The sequence below is a fragment of the Aliivibrio sp. 1S175 genome (assembly GCF_001690985.1).
In the GTDB taxonomy this organism is placed as follows: Bacteria; Pseudomonadota; Gammaproteobacteria; order Enterobacterales; family Vibrionaceae; genus Aliivibrio.
The window spans coordinates 108047-127608 of the sequence record NZ_MAJS01000079.1; the positions used below are offsets into that span (position 1 = coordinate 108047).

At 39.4% G+C, this 19562-nt stretch carries 11 protein-coding genes and 1 riboswitch; of the genes, 6 read left to right on the forward strand and 5 right to left on the reverse strand.

The annotated features are described in order from the left end of the window. Nucleotides 1-22: 22 nt before the first annotated feature. Nucleotides 23-703, reverse strand: a complete 681-nt coding sequence (locus A6E06_RS15695) for a TIGR00153 family protein (protein ID WP_065594162.1) — start codon at nt 701-703, stop codon at nt 23-25. Between the two features lie 186 nt (nt 704-889). Here A6E06_RS15695 and A6E06_RS15700 point away from each other — a divergent pair, with 186 nt between their 5' ends. Beyond that, a complete protein-coding gene (locus A6E06_RS15700) occupies nt 890-2407 on the forward strand; it encodes an inorganic triphosphatase (protein ID WP_065594161.1) in 1518 nt (505 codons plus the stop codon). 43 nt (nt 2408-2450) lie between these two features. On the opposite strand, the gene A6E06_RS15705 is transcribed toward A6E06_RS15700, so the two are convergent. Continuing rightward, nucleotides 2451-3212 (reverse strand): ion transporter, encoded by a 762-nt coding sequence (locus A6E06_RS15705; protein ID WP_065594160.1) that lies wholly within the window; start codon nt 3210-3212, stop codon nt 2451-2453. Between the two features lie 121 nt (nt 3213-3333). On the opposite strand from A6E06_RS15705, the gene A6E06_RS15710 reads away from it, so the two are divergent. From A6E06_RS15710 to hldE, 3 genes are all read left to right on the forward strand, one after another. Continuing rightward, nucleotides 3334-4935: a methyl-accepting chemotaxis protein gene (locus A6E06_RS15710; RefSeq protein WP_065594159.1), complete on the forward strand. Its 1602-nt coding sequence runs from the start codon at nt 3334-3336 to the stop codon at nt 4933-4935. Between the two features lie 134 nt (nt 4936-5069). Further along, a complete protein-coding gene (gene glnE / locus A6E06_RS15715; RefSeq protein ID WP_065594158.1) occupies nt 5070-7931 on the forward strand; it encodes a bifunctional [glutamate--ammonia ligase]-adenylyl-L-tyrosine phosphorylase/[glutamate--ammonia-ligase] adenylyltransferase in 2862 nt (953 codons plus the stop codon). Between the two features lie 139 nt (nt 7932-8070). Further along, the gene (gene hldE, locus A6E06_RS15720) at nt 8071-9501 is read left to right on the forward strand and encodes a bifunctional D-glycero-beta-D-manno-heptose-7-phosphate kinase/D-glycero-beta-D-manno-heptose 1-phosphate adenylyltransferase HldE (RefSeq protein WP_065594157.1); all 1431 of its coding nucleotides are present in this window, start codon (nt 8071-8073) and stop codon (nt 9499-9501) included. 103 nt (nt 9502-9604) lie between these two features. On the opposite strand, the gene A6E06_RS15725 is transcribed toward hldE, so the two are convergent. After that, a complete protein-coding gene (locus tag A6E06_RS15725; protein ID WP_065594156.1) occupies nt 9605-10873 on the reverse strand; it encodes a sodium:proton antiporter in 1269 nt (422 codons plus the stop codon). A 181-nt stretch (nt 10874-11054) separates the two neighbouring features. On the opposite strand from A6E06_RS15725, the gene metH reads away from it, so the two are divergent. After that, a complete protein-coding gene (gene metH / locus A6E06_RS15730; RefSeq protein WP_065594155.1) occupies nt 11055-14735 on the forward strand; it encodes a methionine synthase in 3681 nt (1226 codons plus the stop codon). An 82-nt stretch (nt 14736-14817) separates the two neighbouring features. Here metH and lysC read toward each other — a convergent pair whose 3' ends face one another. Beyond that, the gene (lysC, locus tag A6E06_RS15735; RefSeq protein ID WP_065594154.1) at nt 14818-16170 is read right to left on the reverse strand and encodes a lysine-sensitive aspartokinase 3; all 1353 of its coding nucleotides are present in this window, start codon (nt 16168-16170) and stop codon (nt 14818-14820) included. Between the two features lie 65 nt (nt 16171-16235). Next, nucleotides 16236-16408: riboswitch (Lysine riboswitch) on the reverse strand. A gap of 215 nt (nt 16409-16623) precedes the next feature. Here lysC and A6E06_RS15740 point away from each other — a divergent pair. Beyond that, nucleotides 16624-17733: an alanine--glyoxylate aminotransferase family protein gene (locus A6E06_RS15740; protein WP_065594153.1), complete on the forward strand. Its 1110-nt coding sequence runs from the start codon at nt 16624-16626 to the stop codon at nt 17731-17733. Between the two features lie 49 nt (nt 17734-17782). On the opposite strand, the gene A6E06_RS15745 is transcribed toward A6E06_RS15740, so the two are convergent. Beyond that, complete coding sequence (locus tag A6E06_RS15745; protein WP_065594152.1) at nt 17783-19549, reverse strand: PglL family O-oligosaccharyltransferase; 1767 nt, start codon at nt 19547-19549, stop codon at nt 17783-17785. Nucleotides 19550-19562: the final 13 nt, after the last annotated feature.

Consider the following 19562-nt stretch of genomic DNA (forward strand, 5'->3'; position numbering starts at 1 on the left):
TACCTGTTACTGAATCACAAACTTATGAGCGAGATAGCATTAATTCTAAACGAGAACCAACGCGCTGTGCTTGGTCGGCAATGCCGCCAACCCACTCAAGGATTTTATAAAGGAACATAACATCGATCGGATTGTATTTGTGCTCGATGCTCATGAGTTGCTGGCGCAGTTGAATTTGCAATTCATCAGTATCATCTTCAATGATATCTAATTTATTGATCATCTCAGCAACCAAAGTGACTTCACGTCCCTTAAAGCCTGTTTCTAGTAGCTCGTCCAATTCGCTGATAACTTCTTGCGCTTGATTAGCCGCATCTAAACAACGTTGAACATAAGCTAAAAATGCATCCTGCATAGAGCTTGGAATTTCAAGTTGGCGACCAACAACGCGACCTGCGATGTCTTTAGCCAGGTTTGCGAGTTTATCTTGCTGAGTTAACAGACCGAGCATGTCGGTACGATCAACAGGCATAAATAACCCACGAGGAAGTTTTAAACGAATTTCACGTTTCAGAACGTCCGCTTCTTTCTCTAAATGAGAAATTTGCGCACGAAGTTCACTCGCTTTTTCCCAATCACCTTTTGCGCACGTTTCGAAAAACGGAACAAGAAGTGAGCAGCATTCATTGACACAAACAACGTGACGCTGCAAAGGTTTCATAGGGGATTTTGCGAATAACCCCATAATAGTATTTACTGGCATGGTTTCTTAACCTAATAAAACAAGTACCTAATGGTGAATTGTTAGACGATGGCCATAAAGGCGCGAATGTTAACCCAATCCCACTATCAATAAAACTACTTTAGATCATGGTTTGGGCATTATTTCTTGCTTGATACCGAACAGTTTAAGCCATATCCTTGGAAAGACAACGGTTATGAGGTCATTATGGAAACTGAAATAGAACTGAAGTTTTTTGTTTTTCCTGAATTTGCAGACACAATTATAGATAAAATATCAGATGCTAAAGTTATAGAACAGAGTTGCCTTCAGCTCGGTAATATCTATTTTGATACTCCCGAACAGCACCTCCGTAAGCATGACGCGGGTTTACGCATTCGTCGGTTTAACGATGAACGAACCCAAACATTAAAAACGGCAGGTCGAGTTGTTGCTGGTTTACATCAACGACCAGAGTACAATGCAACGCATGATTCTGATATACCTAATGTGAATTTACATCCTCTGGATGCCTGGCCAACTAACATTGCACTAGATGATCTTCAACAACAACTTTTCCCTCTTTTTGCTACCAATTTTGTACGCCAGCAATGGTTAATTGCAATGCCAGATGGCAGTGAAATTGAATTGGCATTTGACCAAGGAGAGGTGATTGCTGGAGATAAAACTACGCCAATATGCGAAGTGGAGTTAGAGCTTAAATCTGGCCAAACGGATGCCTTGTTTACCTTAGCTCGTGATTTATGTAGCTCTGGTGGAATGCGCTTAGGCAACCAAAGTAAAGCGGCAAAAGGGTATCGTCTAGCGATGAATACTCCAGCAGATAAAGTAAAAAACTTATCGTTAGTAAGAACGGAATCTAATGACAGTGTTGAAACCTGCTTTATCAATTCTTTAGAGTACGCACTTTCTCATTGGCATTATCACGAACAAATTTATATCGACACTCAAGATCTACTTGCTTTGCAAGAGATCCGAATTGCGATTGCCTTTTTACGTCAAATATTCTTGGTGTTTGGTGAAATGGTGCCAAAGCGCGCAAGTGAATTGTTGCGTCAAGAATTAAAGTGGTTAGAAGAACAGCTTCATTGGTTAGATGAATCTGAGCACTTAGATTATTTAATTGAAGAAAAAGGCAACGTATTAAGAAAACTAGATGCGAGAAAGTTTTTAGTCGCCAGTCTAAAAGAAAGTGCTGAGTCGTTACCAAAGACAAATGAAATGATGTCTCTATTAATGTCGTCTCGTTATTGTGGATTATTATTAGATTTAAGTCGTTGGATTTTAACTCGTGATTGGCAGCCATTTTTAGATGATAAAAAGCGTCAAGTATTGCAAGAATCCATTGATACCCATTCTGGCACTTTGCTTGATCGTACTTGGGAAGCATTAGATTCTGCTTTTTCTACATCAAATCAGTTATTGCCTATCGATTATTTCAAACAAAAAATGAGATTACGTCGAAATTTAATGACAGGAACGTGTTTTGCTCTCATTTACGATGATGAGAGAAGAAAAGGTTTCCGTTTACCTTGGCTTGATTTATTGCAAGGTATTGATGATTTGATGAGCTTGGAACCATTAAGAACTCGAGTTCAATTACTAGAAGATGAAGAGGAGAAAGCGCAACTTGTTCGTTGGTTACTTCGTCAAGAGCGCTCTATTTTACATGCGATGGAACAAACTCGTAAAGCAGGGTTAGAATACCCTCCTTATTGGCAATAGATTTATGCTTAATAAGAACGTGTAATAATATAAAGAGAAGTAATCACTTCTCTTTTTTATTGTCTATCTGATCTAGTTTTTTTAGTATTTCAGCTTGCTGCTGTAAAAGTAGTTCTAATCTTTCATCTCTATGATGCCTATCTTCTTGTTCTTTTTTTCTTTTCTCAATCTTTGAAGGCTCGGTAATTATTGATGTTATTAAACCTGAAATCATACCAAAAATACCTACACCAGAAATAATCACCAATACCGCTAATACTTTTCCTGCGAATGTCACAGGATAGTGATCGCCATACCCAACTGTCGATATAGTAACAAAAGCCCACCATACCGCATCGCCTGCAGTATGAATATTGGCATTAGGGTCTTTCCCTTCAAACATCAGCATAAAGACTGAACCTAAAGATATTAGGGTTACCATTAGGATTAAAATAGAGGCAATGGTTGCTTCTTTTCTATTAGATTGAATTTGCTTTAGTAAGGATTGGCTAGAACGTAATAAACGAAATACACGTAAAATATGAAAAATACGAGCATAACGTACGGGTTCAATGATTGGGATGCTGGCAATAAAATCTATCCAGTGATCTTGTAAATATTGAAGCTTGTGTTTACTACGAAAAAAATCAATCGAAAGCTGAAAGAGAAAGAGCCCACAGATGATGGTGTCGAGAGTGATCAACATTGTTCGACTATTGTGTTCTAACGGAACAAACAGAAGGCTTGAGATCACAATTAGTGATAAAAAGGATAGTATCAGTGACATTAAGCTCATGGGTTTAAGGTCAATTTTGTTATGATTCATGTTAATTACTTATGTCTGTCTATCGATATAAAATAGAAATATGTGTTTTCATGATGATAAAAATTATGCGTTTTTATCATGCACTAAAAAAATTGATTCCGAAAGGTAGTGAGGGAAGAGAATGTTAACAATCGCTTTTAGGCCATGGGAAAGGCTGGTCACTGATATTAAGTTAGTACCAAAGTTGGTCATGTTAATGGTATTCAGTACGATTTTGTTGGTGTCAAAACAGTTATGGGATGCGAATACTTTTTATCAAGCGGTAATTACTATTCAAAAAGAACAAGCCAAAGAGTCTGCAATTGCTAGTGCTGAATTAGTTGAAAATATCTTAACGAATAAATCAAATGGTAAAGAGTTAGCGCGTGAAGTGGTTAGCATTCAATCTAATGCATTGGCTAAAGGTAATTATGTTTATGTGATAGATCGTGATAGCGGCAAAGTGTTTGGCCATCAATCAGTGCAGTCACTTTCTTCTCTTTCCTCTTCATTAGATGAAGGGCGTTCATTAAAAGAAGAGCTTCAAAGCCTTTCTTCTCAAAAAGCGTATTCTCTTAATGATCACAGTCGCTATGAATTTGCAGTAAAAGTACCTAGCCATAATTGGGTGGTGGTGGCTTCTCAAACATCAGAGAGTGCTGAGGTATATTACCAAGATTATCTTTTCCAAGTTATTTGGCAAACGATAGCCATGATCGTTGCTTTTATGGTTATTCTTCTTGGTGCTTCAAGCATTATGTTACGTCAAATGCGTTATTTAAATGCATCCATGAAAGAAATTGCAGCTCAAAATTTATCTGAACCCGTAGAAATGGACTGTAAAGATGAATTTGGTGATTTAGCAAGAGAGTTAAATAAAACACGGCTACAACTTAAATCGGTCGTTGAAACTCAACTGGTGGCTTCTCAAGAATTATCTAGCCTAACAGAGATCATGACGATCAGTATGGAAGGGACAAAGGAAGCGGCTCAAGAAGAGTTTACAGAAATCGATCAACTGGCAACTGCGATGAGTGAAATGAATTCAACAGTACAAAATGTGGCAGAAAATGCACGTAATGCATCGGCAGGTACTGAGCAAGCTCAAGAGCAAGCGAAAGTTGGGCAACAGTTTGTAGAAGGTACTATCGTTAAAATTCAAGCGCTATCTGGTGATATCGCCGCTTCTGCAGATGTGGTTAATCAAGTAGAAGAACGAGTCATGTCGATTAGCTCTGTGGTTGAGACTATTCGTGGTATTTCTGAGCAAACCAACTTACTTGCGTTGAATGCAGCGATTGAAGCGGCGCGAGCGGGTGATGCCGGGCGTGGTTTTGCTGTGGTTGCTGATGAAGTAAGAAATCTTGCTCAAAGTACACAAGGAGCAACGGTTGAAATTCAAGAGATGATCACTCAACTTCAAAACAGTGCCAATCAAGCCGTCGATCTGATGGAAAAAAGTGTAGTTGAAGCCGCTGAGGGAGTAGAACTGGTTACTAATGCAGGCATAGAGTTAGACAGTATCGTCAACCAAGTCAACAATATTAATGAAATGAACTTCCAAATCGCAAGTGCTGCTGAACAACAAAGCAGTGTTGCTGAAGAGATGGACCAAAATTTAACTAACGTTCGTGAGTTAGTTGAAGCTTCTGTTGTTGTCATGACCGAGTTAACGGAAACTTCGGAAGAAATGCAAAAAAATGCAGAAGAATTAGAAGCAAAAATGAAAGTCTTCAAAGTTTAACGTATTTGGTTTGATTTTATTAACGCCTACACTCAGTTGTAGGCGTTTTTGTTTGCGGCGAAAAACAATTTTTGGCACAGTATGGAGAGTCCGATCTTTTCGTAGATCGTAAGGAATTTTCGATAAGGAATATCATGTCTTTGCCATCGTCATTACGTTCTCTTGCAGAGCGTCGCCAACAAGAATTAACCCATCTTCCTCATGTTCAAACTTGGCCTGAACTTTATCAACATCAATTACTCATTGCCCTTGGCTGTAGTGATTTCTTGCATGAATGCTTTCAACAAGATGAATACCTATGCCAACATTTCCCTTTGATGTTTGATGTTGTTGATAGAAGTGAGGAGTATCGTTTTCGATTGCAAGAATTGTTGTCATCATGTTCTGACGAAAATGAATTGATGCGACAACTGCGTTATTTCCGCCGTAGAGAAATGGCGTACATAGCATGGCGAGACTTTACTCATGACCATTTTTCTAATTCTAATTGGACTTTGGAGATTAGCCTTAGTCACCTTTCCTTGTTAGCTGAAGCATTAATTGTTGAATCGTACCAGTGGCTTTATAAGCAAGCGTGCATTGATTGGGGCACCCCAAGAAATGCACAAGGCGAAGAACAACCAATGCTGGTTATAGGTATGGGCAAATTAGGTGGAGGAGAGCTTAACTTCTCATCTGATATTGATTTGATTTTTACTTATCCCGAAAACGGTGAAACGGAAGGTGCTCGCAGGAGTATTGCGAATGCTCAATTTTTTACACGATTAGGGCAAAAGCTGATTAAAGCGTTAGATCAAACGACGGTTGATGGTTTCTGCTATCGGGTTGATTTACGTTTACGTCCTTTTGGCGAAAGTGGACCATTAGTAATGAGCTATGCGGCACTTGAAGATTACTACCAAGAGCAAGGTCGTGATTGGGAACGCTACGCGATGATAAAAGCGCGTGTCATGGGGAAAGAAACATACAGTCACTATCAAGAATTACGTCAAATGTTACGTCCATTTGTTTTTCGTCGTTATATCGATTTTGGTGCAATTCAAGCGCTACGTCGTATGAAGTCAATGATCACGACAGAAGTTCGTCGCCGAGGTTTACATGGCAATATAAAGCTTGGTTCTGGTGGTATTCGAGAAGTTGAGTTTATTGCTCAAGTATTCCAATTAATCCGTGGTGGCAGAGAGCCTTCTTTACGAGGTCGTGGGTTATTAGAGACGTTAACTGCGATTAAAGAATTAGGGCAACTGTCAGTTAAAGAGGTTGATGACCTTACCAAAGGTTACTGCTTTTTGCGTCGTTTAGAGAATTTATTACAAGCGATTGGAGATCAACAAACTCAAACATTACCCATGGATGAAAGAGACCAAACTCGTCTTGCTTTTGCTATGGGAATGCAAGATTGGGCGGAGTTGTACTCTGAAATAGAGCGACACATGAATACGATTCATGCCGTGTTTGAAGATTTGATTGGCCACGAGGAAGAAGAGTCAGAGAGTAGTATTGATAAAGCGTATATTGAGTTATGGGACATGGCACATAACCCAGAAGTTTTAGAACATATCTTACAAGAACTAAACCCTGAACAAGCAGAATCGTTAACTCAACATATAATTGAATTTAAAGGCGAGTTGAAAAAGAAAACCCTTGGCCCAAGAGGTCGAGAAGCCATTACTAATCTGATGCCAAAGCTGTTTAGTGTCGTGATCAGTCGAGAAGATGCTAGTGATGCCTTGCCACGCATCACCAAACTGCTCCAAGCCATTGCAACCAGAACGACTTACCTAGAGCTTCTTGATGAGCACAGCGGAGCATTACAACATTTAGTTCGCCTATGTGCAGCAAGTCCAATGGTTGCAGACCAATTAACTCGCTATCCAATTCTTCTTGATGAGCTATTGGATATAAATCAACTTTATAACCCTATTGAGTTAAGCCAGTATAAGGTTGAGCTACATGAATTTCTTGCTCGTATTCCTGAGGATGACATGGAACAGCAAATGGAGGCATTACGTCAGTTTAAGCAAGTGTGTTTGCTAAGAATTGCAGCCTCGGATATTGCTGGTGGATTATCACTTATGAAAGTAAGTGATCACTTAACGTATTTATCAGAAGCCATTGTTGAGGCGGTAATAAACCAAGCTTGGCTGCAAGTAACAGAAAAGTTTGGCGTTCCAACACATCTTGAAGGCCGAGATAGCAAAGGTTTTTCGGTTATTGGTTACGGTAAAGTTGGTGGGTGGGAGTTAGGTTATAATTCCGATCTTGATATTGTCTTCATGCACGATTGCGATACAAACACATATACTAATGGCAAAAAAGAAATCGATGGTCGCCAATTTTATCTTCGTTTAGCGCAACGCATTATTCATATATTTTCGGTGCGCACGTCATCAGGTATTTTATACGAAGTGGATACCCGTTTACGTCCATCGGGGGCATCGGGATTATTGGTAAGTACGAGTGAAGCATTTGATGAATACCAACGAGATGATGCATGGACGTGGGAGCACCAAGCTTTAGTCCGTGCTCGAATGATTTATGGTGATAACTTACTGCAAGGCGCCTTTAATAAAACGCGTCATGAGATTCTTTGTTTACCTCGAAATGAGAAGGATCTTCAGAAAGAAGTCGCTGAAATGCGAGAAAAGATGCGAGATCATCTAGGTGGAAAGAAAGCGGGGCGCTTTATGCTTAAACAAGATATCGGTGGTATTACTGATATTGAATTTTTAGCACAATATTTAGTATTAAATCATAGCCATCAAGCCCCTAAGCTAACTCGCTGGTCTGACAATGTTCGTATCTTTGAAAGTCTTTCGCAGCAAGGTGTGATGGATGAAGAATTGTGTCAGAAGCTAATTGATGCTTATTGCGTTATGAGAAATGAGATACATCATCGCAATTTATTAGGTTTTGATGCTGATGTTGATGAAAGTTGCTTTACTAAAGAAAGAGAAACGGTAGTCAACGCTTGGAACAAGTGGTTTATTGAATAAGCATTATTTAACTCTGCGTTTATTATTACTAAGTTGGCGTAGAACTTGCGTAAATGCTACCATTTATGACAGATAATTATCATAAATAGCTCGAACCGATAATGGTGGATAGTTTGCTATTTATTTCCCGGAGAAAAGAATGAAACCGACACTTCCTAACTATGATCAAGCAGGCGTTTTGATCATTGGTGATGTAATGCTTGATCGTTATTGGGGTGGCCCAACAACTCGTATTTCACCAGAAGCTCCAGTACCGGTTGTTAAAGTTAATAATATTGAAGAGCGTCCAGGTGGTGCTGCTAACGTAGCGATGAATATTGCCGCATTAGGTGGCGATGCTCATCTTGTAGGTTTGGTGGGTGAAGATGAACCAGCAAAAGCATTAGCCGCGACACTTAGTTCATTAAAAGTGCATTGTGATTTTGTCGCTCTTCCTGAGTTTCCAACGATAACAAAATTACGAGTGATGAGCCGTGGTCAACAGCTTATCCGTCTTGATTTTGAAGAAAGCTTCCATGATGTTCCTGCTGAACCACTGATCAGCCGTATGCAAGCGACCTTATCAAAAGTAAAAGCTGTTGTATTATCTGATTACGCAAAAGGCGCATTAGAACACGTACAACTAATGATTCAAGAAGCTCGAAAAGTAAATGTACCTGTATTTATTGATCCTAAAGGTGCGGATTTTGAGCGTTACCGTGGCGCGACGTTATTAACACCAAACATGCTTGAGTTTGAAACGGTTGTTGGCAAAGTAAAAGATGAAGATGACTTGGTAGCGAAAGGCCAACAAATCATTGAAGAGTTTGATTTTGAAGCTTTGCTTGTTACTCGTAGTGAACATGGCATGACATTGCTTCGTCGCGATATGGAACCATTACATTTACCAACACTTGCACGTGAAGTGTTTGATGTGACTGGTGCCGGTGATACGGTAATTTCTGTACTGGCAGCATCAGTATCAACAGGCAAACCGCTTGATGAAGCATGTGCTTTAGCAAATGCCGCTGCTGGTGTTGTGGTTGGGAAACTTGGCACATCAACATTATCAACAATTGAATTGGCAGAAGCGATTCACGGTAGCCAAGATTCTGGTTTTGGTATTATTGGTGAAGAACAGTTGATCAGCGCAGTAAAACAAGCGCGTGAACGTGGTGAAAAAGTCGTTATGACTAATGGGTGTTTTGACATTCTTCATGCGGGTCACGTGTCTTACTTAAATCATGCAGCAGAGTTGGGTGACCGCTTAATTGTTGCGGTAAATACGAATGAATCAGTACAACGCCTGAAAGGCCCTGGTCGTCCAATTAACCCTACGGATCGTCGTATGGCGGTATTGGCTGGTTTAGGTGCGGTTGATTGGGTTGTTCCTTTCTCAGAAGATACACCGCAGCGCTTAATCTCAGAAGTGTTACCAACACTTCTTGTAAAAGGTGGGGATTACGCGATTGAAGATATCGCAGGCGGTGCCGAAGTGATTGCTGCAGGTGGTGAAGTGAAAGTATTAAACTTTGAAGATGGTTGTTCAACAACCGGGATCATTGAAGCGATTAAAGGCGGTAGAGGTTAATTTATCTCTACTCGTAAATCGTGAATTCTTTAAAGATAAAAGCCCCATTATCTAATTTGATAATGGGGCTTTTTTATGATTTTCATAACAATTTAACTAACTGTTATTCTAGTTTTTTTGCTTTCTCAATCATCTTTGTAATTGTTGAACCTTGAACAAGAATAGAGAAAACAACAACAGAGTAAGTCATCACCAATATAATTTCTCGTACATCGATATTTTTATCAGGAATAACTAAAATGCCAGATGGAATTGCCAAAGCCATTGCTAAGGCCAAGCCTCCACGAAGACCGCCCCACGTTAAAATATTAACGGATAATGGGTTGTATGTTCTGAAGCGTTTAAATCCGATGTAGGAAATGAATACACTTAAATAACGACTTGCGAGTACTAATGGAATCGAAATCGCCATTAAGATCCAATCTTCTTGATGGAATTGGAACAACAACATCGACATACCAATAAGAAGAAATAATACGCCATTTAAAAACTCATCAACGAGTTCCCAGAAATGGTCTAAATGATCTTCACTCTCTTTTGAAAAACCAATATAACGAGTCCAGTTGCCAATCATAATGCCTGACACCACCATCGCTAATGGGCCTGAAACATGAATAATTTCAGCAAATGCATAGCCTGATGTTGGAATACCAATCGTTAATAGCAACTCCATTGAGTGGTCATTGGTTGAGCTGATTAAGTAATGGAAAATAAGACCTAAAACTAAACCATAAATAATGCCGCCGATAGCTTCTTGTAAAAACAAAGCAGTAACACTACCTACCGTTGGGGTTTCTGAACCAAAAGCGATTGTAAATAAGGTAACAAAAATGACCAAACCAAAACCATCATTGAACAGGGATTCACCTTCAATTTGGGTTGAAATACGTTGTGGTGCATTTAATTTTTTCACAATCGCAAGAACAGCAATTGGATCGGTTGGAGAGATAAGCGCACCAAATAATAGGCAGTAGATTAAATCGAAATTAATGCCTATCAGGCTGCATATTCCCCATAAGGCGAAACCGATAAAGAAGGTAGAGAATAAAGTTGCACCTAAAGCAAGTACCGTAATTTCCCATTTTTGGTCTTTTAGATTTTGTAGTTTGATCCCCAGGCCGCCAGCAAACAATAAGAAACCTAATATTCCTTTTAATAGAAAATCTTCAAAGTTTATTTCAGTTAAGGTGTCGGTAGCTATTTCTCTAAGATGGAACCAATCATTCTGACCTGCGACAATAAGTCCCAGAGATAGGATCATAGAACCAGCGGTGATCGCTATGGTGGTTTGCATCTTTCCTATTTTGCTATTAAAAAATGCGATTAACATAGCAGCTGCTGCAAGAAAACAGAGTGTGTTATATACGGACATTGTTTAACCTCTATATATGTTATTTGTGTAACAAAATGTGATGAAGGTCATTTTCCACTCAAATTGATAAATATCAAACTTTATTTCTAATTTGTTAAAATAAAACCATTTTGGACGTCTAGATTCCTATTAGATGTGTGATAGGATTGTAACAAGAAAGTATTATGGATGAGGCAGTACCGTGGCAGGAAGCAATAAGAAAACTCAAATAGAAAAACAACTTTTGGAACGTATACTTTTGATAGATGGTGGTATGGGAACCATGATCCAAGAGTATAAGTTTGAAGAACAAGATTATCGTGGAGAGCGCTTTAGTGATTGGCATTGTGACCTTAAAGGTAATAATGATCTCTTAGTGCTTTCCCGTCCTGAAATTATAAGAGATATCCATTCTGCTTATTTAGAAGCGGGTGCTGATATTCTAGAAACAAACACGTTTAACTCAACAACGATTGCAATGGCTGACTATGATATGGAAAGTCTAAGTGATGAAATGAACTTTGAGGCGGCAAGGTTAGCAAGAGAAGTCGCGGATGAGTGGACGTTAAAAACACCTCATAAACCACGTTATGTTGCTGGTGTCTTAGGTCCAACCAACAGAACGTGTTCAATCTCTCCTGATGTTAATGATCCAGGTTATCGAAATGTCTCTTTTGATGAGTTAGTTGAGGCGTATTCAGAATCGACTCGCGCATTAATCAATGGGGGATCTGATTTAATTCTGATTGAAACCATCTTTGATACTTTGAATGCAAAAGCGTGTTCTTTTGCGGTCGAATCCGTTTTTGAAGAAATGGGCATCACACTACCCGTTATGATTTCCGGTACGATAACGGATGCGTCAGGACGTACTCTCTCTGGGCAAACAACAGAAGCTTTTTATAATGCATTACGCCACGTTAAACCGATTTCATTTGGTTTAAATTGTGCTCTTGGTCCTGATGAATTACGTGAGTATGTTGGCGAATTATCTCGAATTTCAGAATGCAATGTATCAGCGCACCCTAATGCTGGTTTACCTAATGCCTTTGGTGAATATGACTTATCTCCAGAAGAGATGGCTGAACACGTAAAAGAGTGGGCAGAAAGCGGATTCCTAAATTTGATTGGCGGTTGCTGTGGTACGACACCAGAACACATTCGTCAAATGGCAGAAGCTGTTGAAGGCGTTAAACCTCGTCAATTACCCACTCTTCCTGTTGCTTGTCGCTTATCGGGTTTAGAGCCACTGACGATATCAAAAGAATCCCTTTTTGTGAACGTTGGTGAAAGGACAAATGTTACCGGCTCTGCTCGTTTTAAGCGTCTCATTAAAGAAGAACTATATGATGAAGCGTTAAGCGTCGCTCGTGAGCAAGTAGAAAACGGCGCTCAAATAATAGATATCAACATGGATGAAGGCATGCTTGACTCTGAAGCGTGCATGGTTAAATTCTTAAATCTCTGTGCTTCTGAGCCAGAAATATCTAAAGTGCCAGTGATGGTCGATTCTTCTAAATGGGAAGTTATCGAAGCGGGTCTTAAATGTATTCAAGGTAAGGGTATTGTGAACTCAATATCCCTTAAAGAAGGCAAAGAAAAATTCTTACAACAAGCTAAGCTGATCCGTCGTTATGGCGCCGCTGTGATTGTGATGGCCTTTGATGAAGTTGGTCAGGCGGATACGCGTGAGCGAAAAATAGAAATATGTACTAACGCTTATAACATCTTAGTGGATGAAATTGGTTTCCCACCAGAAGACATTATTTTTGACCCTAACATCTTTGCTGTTGCAACAGGAATAGATGAACATAACAACTACGCTGTTGATTTTATTGAAGCCGTTGCTGATATAAAAAGAACGCTTCCCCATGCCATGATTTCTGGTGGTGTATCTAACGTGTCATTCTCGTTCCGTGGTAATAATTACGTACGAGAAGCGATTCATGCTGTGTTCTTATACCACTGTTTTAAACATGGTATGGATATGGGGATAGTGAACGCAGGTCAATTAGAGATTTACGATAACTTACCTGAAGATTTACGTGAAGCGGTAGAAGATGTAGTACTTAACCGTCGTGATGATTCAACAGAACGCTTACTTGATATGGCAACAGAATATCTAGAACGAGCGGTCGGAAAAGTTGAAGATAAATCGGCTTTAGAGTGGAGAACATGGTCGGTAGAAAAACGCCTTGAACATTCTTTGGTTAAGGGAATTACAGATTTCATTGTAGAAGATACCGAAGAGGCTCGTGTGAATTCAGAACGACCAATTCATGTGATTGAAGGTCCATTAATGGACGGCATGAATGTGGTGGGAGATCTGTTTGGCGAAGGCAAAATGTTCCTACCTCAAGTGGTTAAATCTGCACGAGTAATGAAACAAGCCGTTGCCCACTTAGAGCCTTTTATCGACGCAACTAAAGATGTAGGTTCAACAAATGGTAAGATTTTATTAGCAACCGTAAAGGGCGATGTTCACGATATTGGTAAGAATATTGTAGGGGTTGTTCTTCAATGTAATAACTATGAAATTATAGATCTTGGTGTCATGGTTTCTTGTGAAAAAATACTTAAAGTAGCAAAAGAAGAAAACGTCGATATTATCGGACTTTCTGGTCTTATTACGCCATCACTTGATGAAATGGTCCATGTCGCTAAAGAAATGGAACGCCAAGGGTTTGATTTGCCTCTTTTGATTGGTGGTGCAACCACATCTAAAGCACATACCGCGGTGAAGATAGAGCAAAACTATTCTCAGCCAGTGGTCTATGTAAATAACGCCTCTCGTGCTGTTGGAGTGTGTACGTCATTACTTTCTAAGGAATTGAAACCTGCGTTTATTGAGAAGTTGGATATCGATTATGACCGCGTTCGTGAGCAGCATAGCCGTAAAACACCACGAACAAAACCAGTGTCATTGGCAAGAGCACGAGCGAATAAAGTCGATATTGATTGGGTTAACTACACGCCACCAGCTCCGGTAAAGTCAGGTGTACATATTTTTGATGATATGGATGTAGCGACTTTACGTGAATATATTGATTGGACTCCTTTCTTCATGACGTGGTCTTTAATGGGAAAATACCCTGCAATTTTAGATCATGAAGAAGTCGGTGAAGAAGCGAAACGCTTGTATAAAGATGCGAATGATTTGCTTGATCGTGTAGAGAAAGAGAAACTATTAAAAGCACGAGGTATGTGTGCGCTTTTCCCTGCTAATAGCGTTGATGATGATATTGAAGTTTACACCGATGAATCTCGTACCGACGTATTAAAAGTGCTGCATAACTTACGTCAACAAACAGAAAAACCAAAAGGCTTTAACTATTGTTTGTCTGATTATATTGCTCCTAAAAAGAGTGGAAAAGCCGATTGGATTGGTGGTTTTGCGGTGACGGGAGGGATTGGTGAGCGAGCTCTCGCTGACGACTATAAAGCAAAAGGTGATGATTATAATGCCATTATGATCCAAGCGGTTGCCGATCGTTTAGCAGAAGCTTTTGCGGAATATTTACATAAAATAGTACGTAAAGAAATTTGGGGGTATTCACCAGATGAAACCTTATCTAATGATGATCTTATCCGTGAAAAATACCAAGGTATCCGACCTGCTCCTGGTTATCCTGCTTGTCCTGAGCATACAGAAAAAGGAACATTGTGGGAGTTGATGAACGTTGAAGAATCGATTGGTATGTCGTTAACCTCAAGTTATGCTATGTGGCCGGGAGCCTCGGTTTCAGGTATGTACTTTTCACATCCCGATTGTCGTTATTTTGCGATAGCTCAAATCCAAAAAGATCAGGCAAAAAGTTATGCTGAGAGAAAGGGGTGGGATATGCTAGAAACAGAGAAATGGTTAGGTCCAAATTTAAACTAATCGTCTTAAAGAAAGTACTTTAAAACAAAAAGCCCATTCGTTATTAGCGAATGGGCTTTTTTAGATATTGTAAAAGAGAGATTTATTTTTCAAAGAGTTCTTTGTGTAATACTTTTACAGCTTGTTTTGATTCTGATTCATGAAGTAAGAAACATAAATTATGCTGACTTGCACCATAACAAATCATGCGTAAATTAAAGTCTTCTAAAGTACCAAATACTTGTTTAGCAGAACCTTTTGAATGGCTCATTTGGTTACCAATGAGAGCAACTAGGCATAGGTGGTGCTCTATTTCAACGGTACATAATTGCTCTAGTTCTTGTTGTGCTGCTGGTGGTAACTCAGGCGCTTTGCCATTGGTGTTCGTTTGATCAAGAGTTAAAGCAACACTCACTTCAGAAGTTGTAATTAAATCTACTGAGATTTGGTACTTTGCTAAAATTTTAAATACTTCGGCAAGAAAACCGTAAGCATGAAACATATTTGGGCTGTGCAGTGTGACCATTGTTTGGTTGCAACGTAAGGTTAACGCTCTAAATAGAGGTGAACTATTCACTGTTTGCTTTATCCACGTACCGCCTTTTTCTGGTTCTTTTGATGACCCCACAAAAACAGGGATTTGGTGACGAAGCGCTGGAAGCAAGGTTGATGGGTGTAGGATCTTTGCCCCATAATTCGCCATTTCAGAGGCTTCACTGAAACTAATTTCTGGAATAGGGGAAGCGGCAGAGGCGATGCGAGGATCGGTCGTGTAAATACCGGGAACGTCAGTCCAGATCTCTAATCCACATGCGCGAACTGATTCAGCAATCAAGGCGGCGCTGTAGTCACTGCCTCCTCGACCTAGAGTTGTTGTATTTCCATCGTTATCAGAGCCAATAAAACCTTGGGTTATGACAATATGTTTTTGGCATAAAGGAACCAGTTTTTCTTGAGCTAAGCGCGAGATGTCTTCAAGTAGTGGCTCACCTCTACCAAATTGAGAATCTGTACGTAATACCGTTCGAATATCAAAGCGAACTGCAGAATTACCACGTTCAATCAATAATTGGGTAAATAGATGAGTGGACATTAATTCACCACAGGCGACAAGGCGGTCAGTAAGTTCATCGCTAGATTGAAGCGCCGCCGCATCTGCCGCTTTTTCTACATCATCCAAGATCTCAAGAATGGCTTTTTCTGGATAAATGGGATCAGAAAGTTGGTCTAATACAGAAAAATGAATGGATTTTAATTCTGAGAGGATCGCTTTTTTTCTTTGGTTATCTTGTGTGCCGTTGGCGAGTTCAACTAAAAGGTTAGTGACACCCGAGCAGGCACTGATAACAACAAGGTGAGTATTTTTATTTTGCTCTATGACATAAGCACTGCGGTTCATTGCTTCAAAATTTGCAACGCTTGTTCCGCCAAATTTAGCAACATTTATAGGGTTCACTTTCCTGTCTCCCGACTACATCCAATGTGGAAATAAATGTGAAGAGTCATAGCAAAAAATAAATAGCTGCTAGAAGCTCTCCACTTAAAATTAAGTGGCAATCGTAAGGATTCAGCCAATACGATCGATAAACCTCTCCCAAGAAGGTTTATCTCGGCACTGCTCTCCCTCACTTATTTGTTTGGGAGTTTGGGCTCCACAAATAAAGCTACCTAGGCAGTGCTCCTCTTCTGTGTATGTTTTATACAACAAAACATATGTTAACAATGTGCTTTTTTATGAAACAAATGTCAATCAATAGTAATGACTTTATTTGTATTTCTCCGATTTAAAGTGAATATAAGTATTTTATGGTTATTTTGTATAGTTAAGTCACTCTAATTACTTCGTCTAATTGAGTTTAATTATTATTGTGTCTATTCTTTAAACACCCTATATTTCAAGGAGTGAATGATGCAAAGTTTTATCCCACCAAAAAGAACCCTTATGGGACCTGGACCTTCTGATATATCGCCACAAGTATTACAAGCGCTAAGTCGACCAACGATTGGTCATTTAGATCCTCTGTTTATAAAAATGATGGATGAAGTAAAAGAGCTACTTAAGTATGCATTTCAAACAGAAAATGAATTCACTATTGCGGTTTCTGCACCTGGAAGCGCGGGAATGGAAACCTGTTTTGTTAATTTAGTAGAAGACGGTGAAAAAGTATTAGTTTGTCGTAATGGTGTTTTTGGCGAACGAATGCGTCAAAATGTTGAGCGATGTGGTGGAACCGCGATTGTCATTGATGATAAGTGGGGCGAGCCAGTTTCTTTAAATAAAGTTGAAGAGGCTCTGCAACAACATTCAGATATTAAGATAGTCGCTTTTGTTCATGCAGAGACATCGACGGGTGTATTAAGTGATGCTGAAGCCATTTCAAATTTAGCTCGTCAGCATGGATGTTTAACCATTGTTGATGCAGTAACATCATTAGGTGGCGTACCATTATTGGTTGATAAATGGCAATTAGATGCGGTTTATTCTGGCTCCCAAAAATGTTTATCTTGTACTCCAGGCTTATCACCAGTGACGTTTTCTGAACGAGCTTTGGACAAAATGAAATCAAGAATCAAGCCTGTTCAAAGTTGGTTTTTAGATCAAAGTTTAGTGCTGTCTTATTGGAGTGGCGAAGGAAAACGAAGCTATCACCATACAGCGCCTGTGAATAGTTTGTATGCATTACATGAATCATTATTAATGCTTAAAAATGAAGGATTAGAAGCCGCTTGGAGTAGACACGCATTTTACCACCAAGAGTTAAAACAAGGGTTAGAATCGTTAGGTATTCAGTTTATCGTTGATGAAGCGTATCGTTTACCACAGCTTAATGCCGTTTATATCCCAGAAGGGGTTAGCGATGTGGAAGTGAGAAGTCGATTACTGAATGAATATAATTTAGAAATTGGTGCTGGGCTAGGGGATTTAGCCGGAAAGACTTGGCGTATTGGTTTGATGGGGTATGCGGCTAAGAAAGAGAATGTTGCATTATGCTTAAAAGCCTTATCAGATGTTCTTTAGATCATAAATAAAAGGCCGCTGAAAAATCAGCGGCTTTTTATTGTCAGTTTTATTTATTATTTTCTTTTTGGCGTAATTTTTCGTCGAGTTGCACCAAGTCAAATTTGTTATTTGGAAAAAGAAAAATGGCTTCTCTTCTAATATCTTCTGCTCTTTTTTCTTCCCCTAAAGCTTGGTAGGCAATAATCAGATTTTGATAAAATGCCGGTCTTGGTTTTGTTTTAATAAGCTCTTTTGACCAAGTGATATAAGGTGTGATTAATTCTGGTTTTTTGTTCACGATACCAATGGATAGTTGAGCCGATAATACATCCCAATTAAATCGGTCTTCCCAAACGACAGGATTAGTCACTTGAGCCAAAATATCAGGATTCATTGGTCGAGTTGTTTCAAATTTAGTTAATACCCAGTTAGTGTGCAGTGTTGAAAGCATATAAAAAGCAGTGACAATGGGCAGTACCAATGAGCTGACTCGCAGTGTGATTTTACTGATATCACTAATGCGGTATTTTTTATATTTACAGCTTAGTTGGTCTATCCAGAACAGAAGAATGATGAAAGTAAACCAGTGCAGCATAGAGTGGTAAAACGGATACTCTAATTGGCTATGAATGAAGATCGGAGCGATTAAAGCCAGTAGAGCAAATTGTGTATCTAGTTTACTTTTTCGTATTTTGAGTAAAACACCACCCGCGGCAAGCAATAAACCTAGAATCGCAACGATCCCCCCCTCTACACCCCAGTATAAAACTTCATTGTGAGGGTGATCCATTGAAGGCAATCCAGGTTTGTAACTTGATGATATTTGGTGCTGTTTTGCTGTGTATAATATGTATTCTGCTTCGTAATTTCCGTAACCATAGCCTGTGATCGGCTTTTCTAAAAACATATCTAAAGCCTGTGGAAATGTATATCGTCTGGGGCTTTCTAGGTCAGCTTTTTGGCTAATTAATGACACTTTAGATAAGTTATCTTGAGATAAGTTAAATAGAACAAAGCTGCCACTAAAGCCAATAATTAATGCTAATACCCAAGAGAAGAAACGCTGTTTAGTGCAATATTTCCACATGTATGGAGTAAGCAAAGCAACGCTGAACAAGGTTGCGATCCAGCCTGTTCTAGACGCTAATACGACGATGAGTGGTAAAGTAAATATGATCGTTGCATAAAGAAGAGTGAGAGCAATGATATTTTCACGGTATTTAATTGGTTGTCTGGCAAGAAAATAAGAGGCAATGGCAAGTCCTGTCGCTAGGAAGCTAGCCATAACATTCGGTTGCTGAAAAATGCCGTAAGGGCGATTTGCTATAACGTTATAACCGAAGCTGTTCCCTTCCTTTAGAAAAAGGTATTGGATATAGCCAAAAACTGCTTCGATTAACACTGAACCGATAATACACCACAAGAGCCATTGTTTCTGTTTATTTGAAAAAGCAAATTGTTGTAATGTAATAAAGAATAATAACCCCGCCCACAGACCTAAGAATTTGCCTAACGCTGATTGGGGGGAGGCATCATGATAAAACAGAGGAAGACAAAGCAAGATAACGGCGAATAATAAAACCAGAGTTAAGGTCGAATATTTAATTAGACCTTGTTTTGCTATATGAAATAAAGCGATTGCAATCGCAATGCTTGCAGGGATCCAAGAGGCGGCATTGAATGCGAGGTGTAGCCCTGAACCACCAGGGTTCGGTTGGAAAAAATGAGCACAAACAAAGAAAAGAACACTTAAGCTAAATAGATAAGATTTGGTTAATGGTTTTTTTATCTTTCTAGCTTCTAATTGTGTTCCTTGAGTGAGTAGCGTTGCCATGTTTCATTAATTC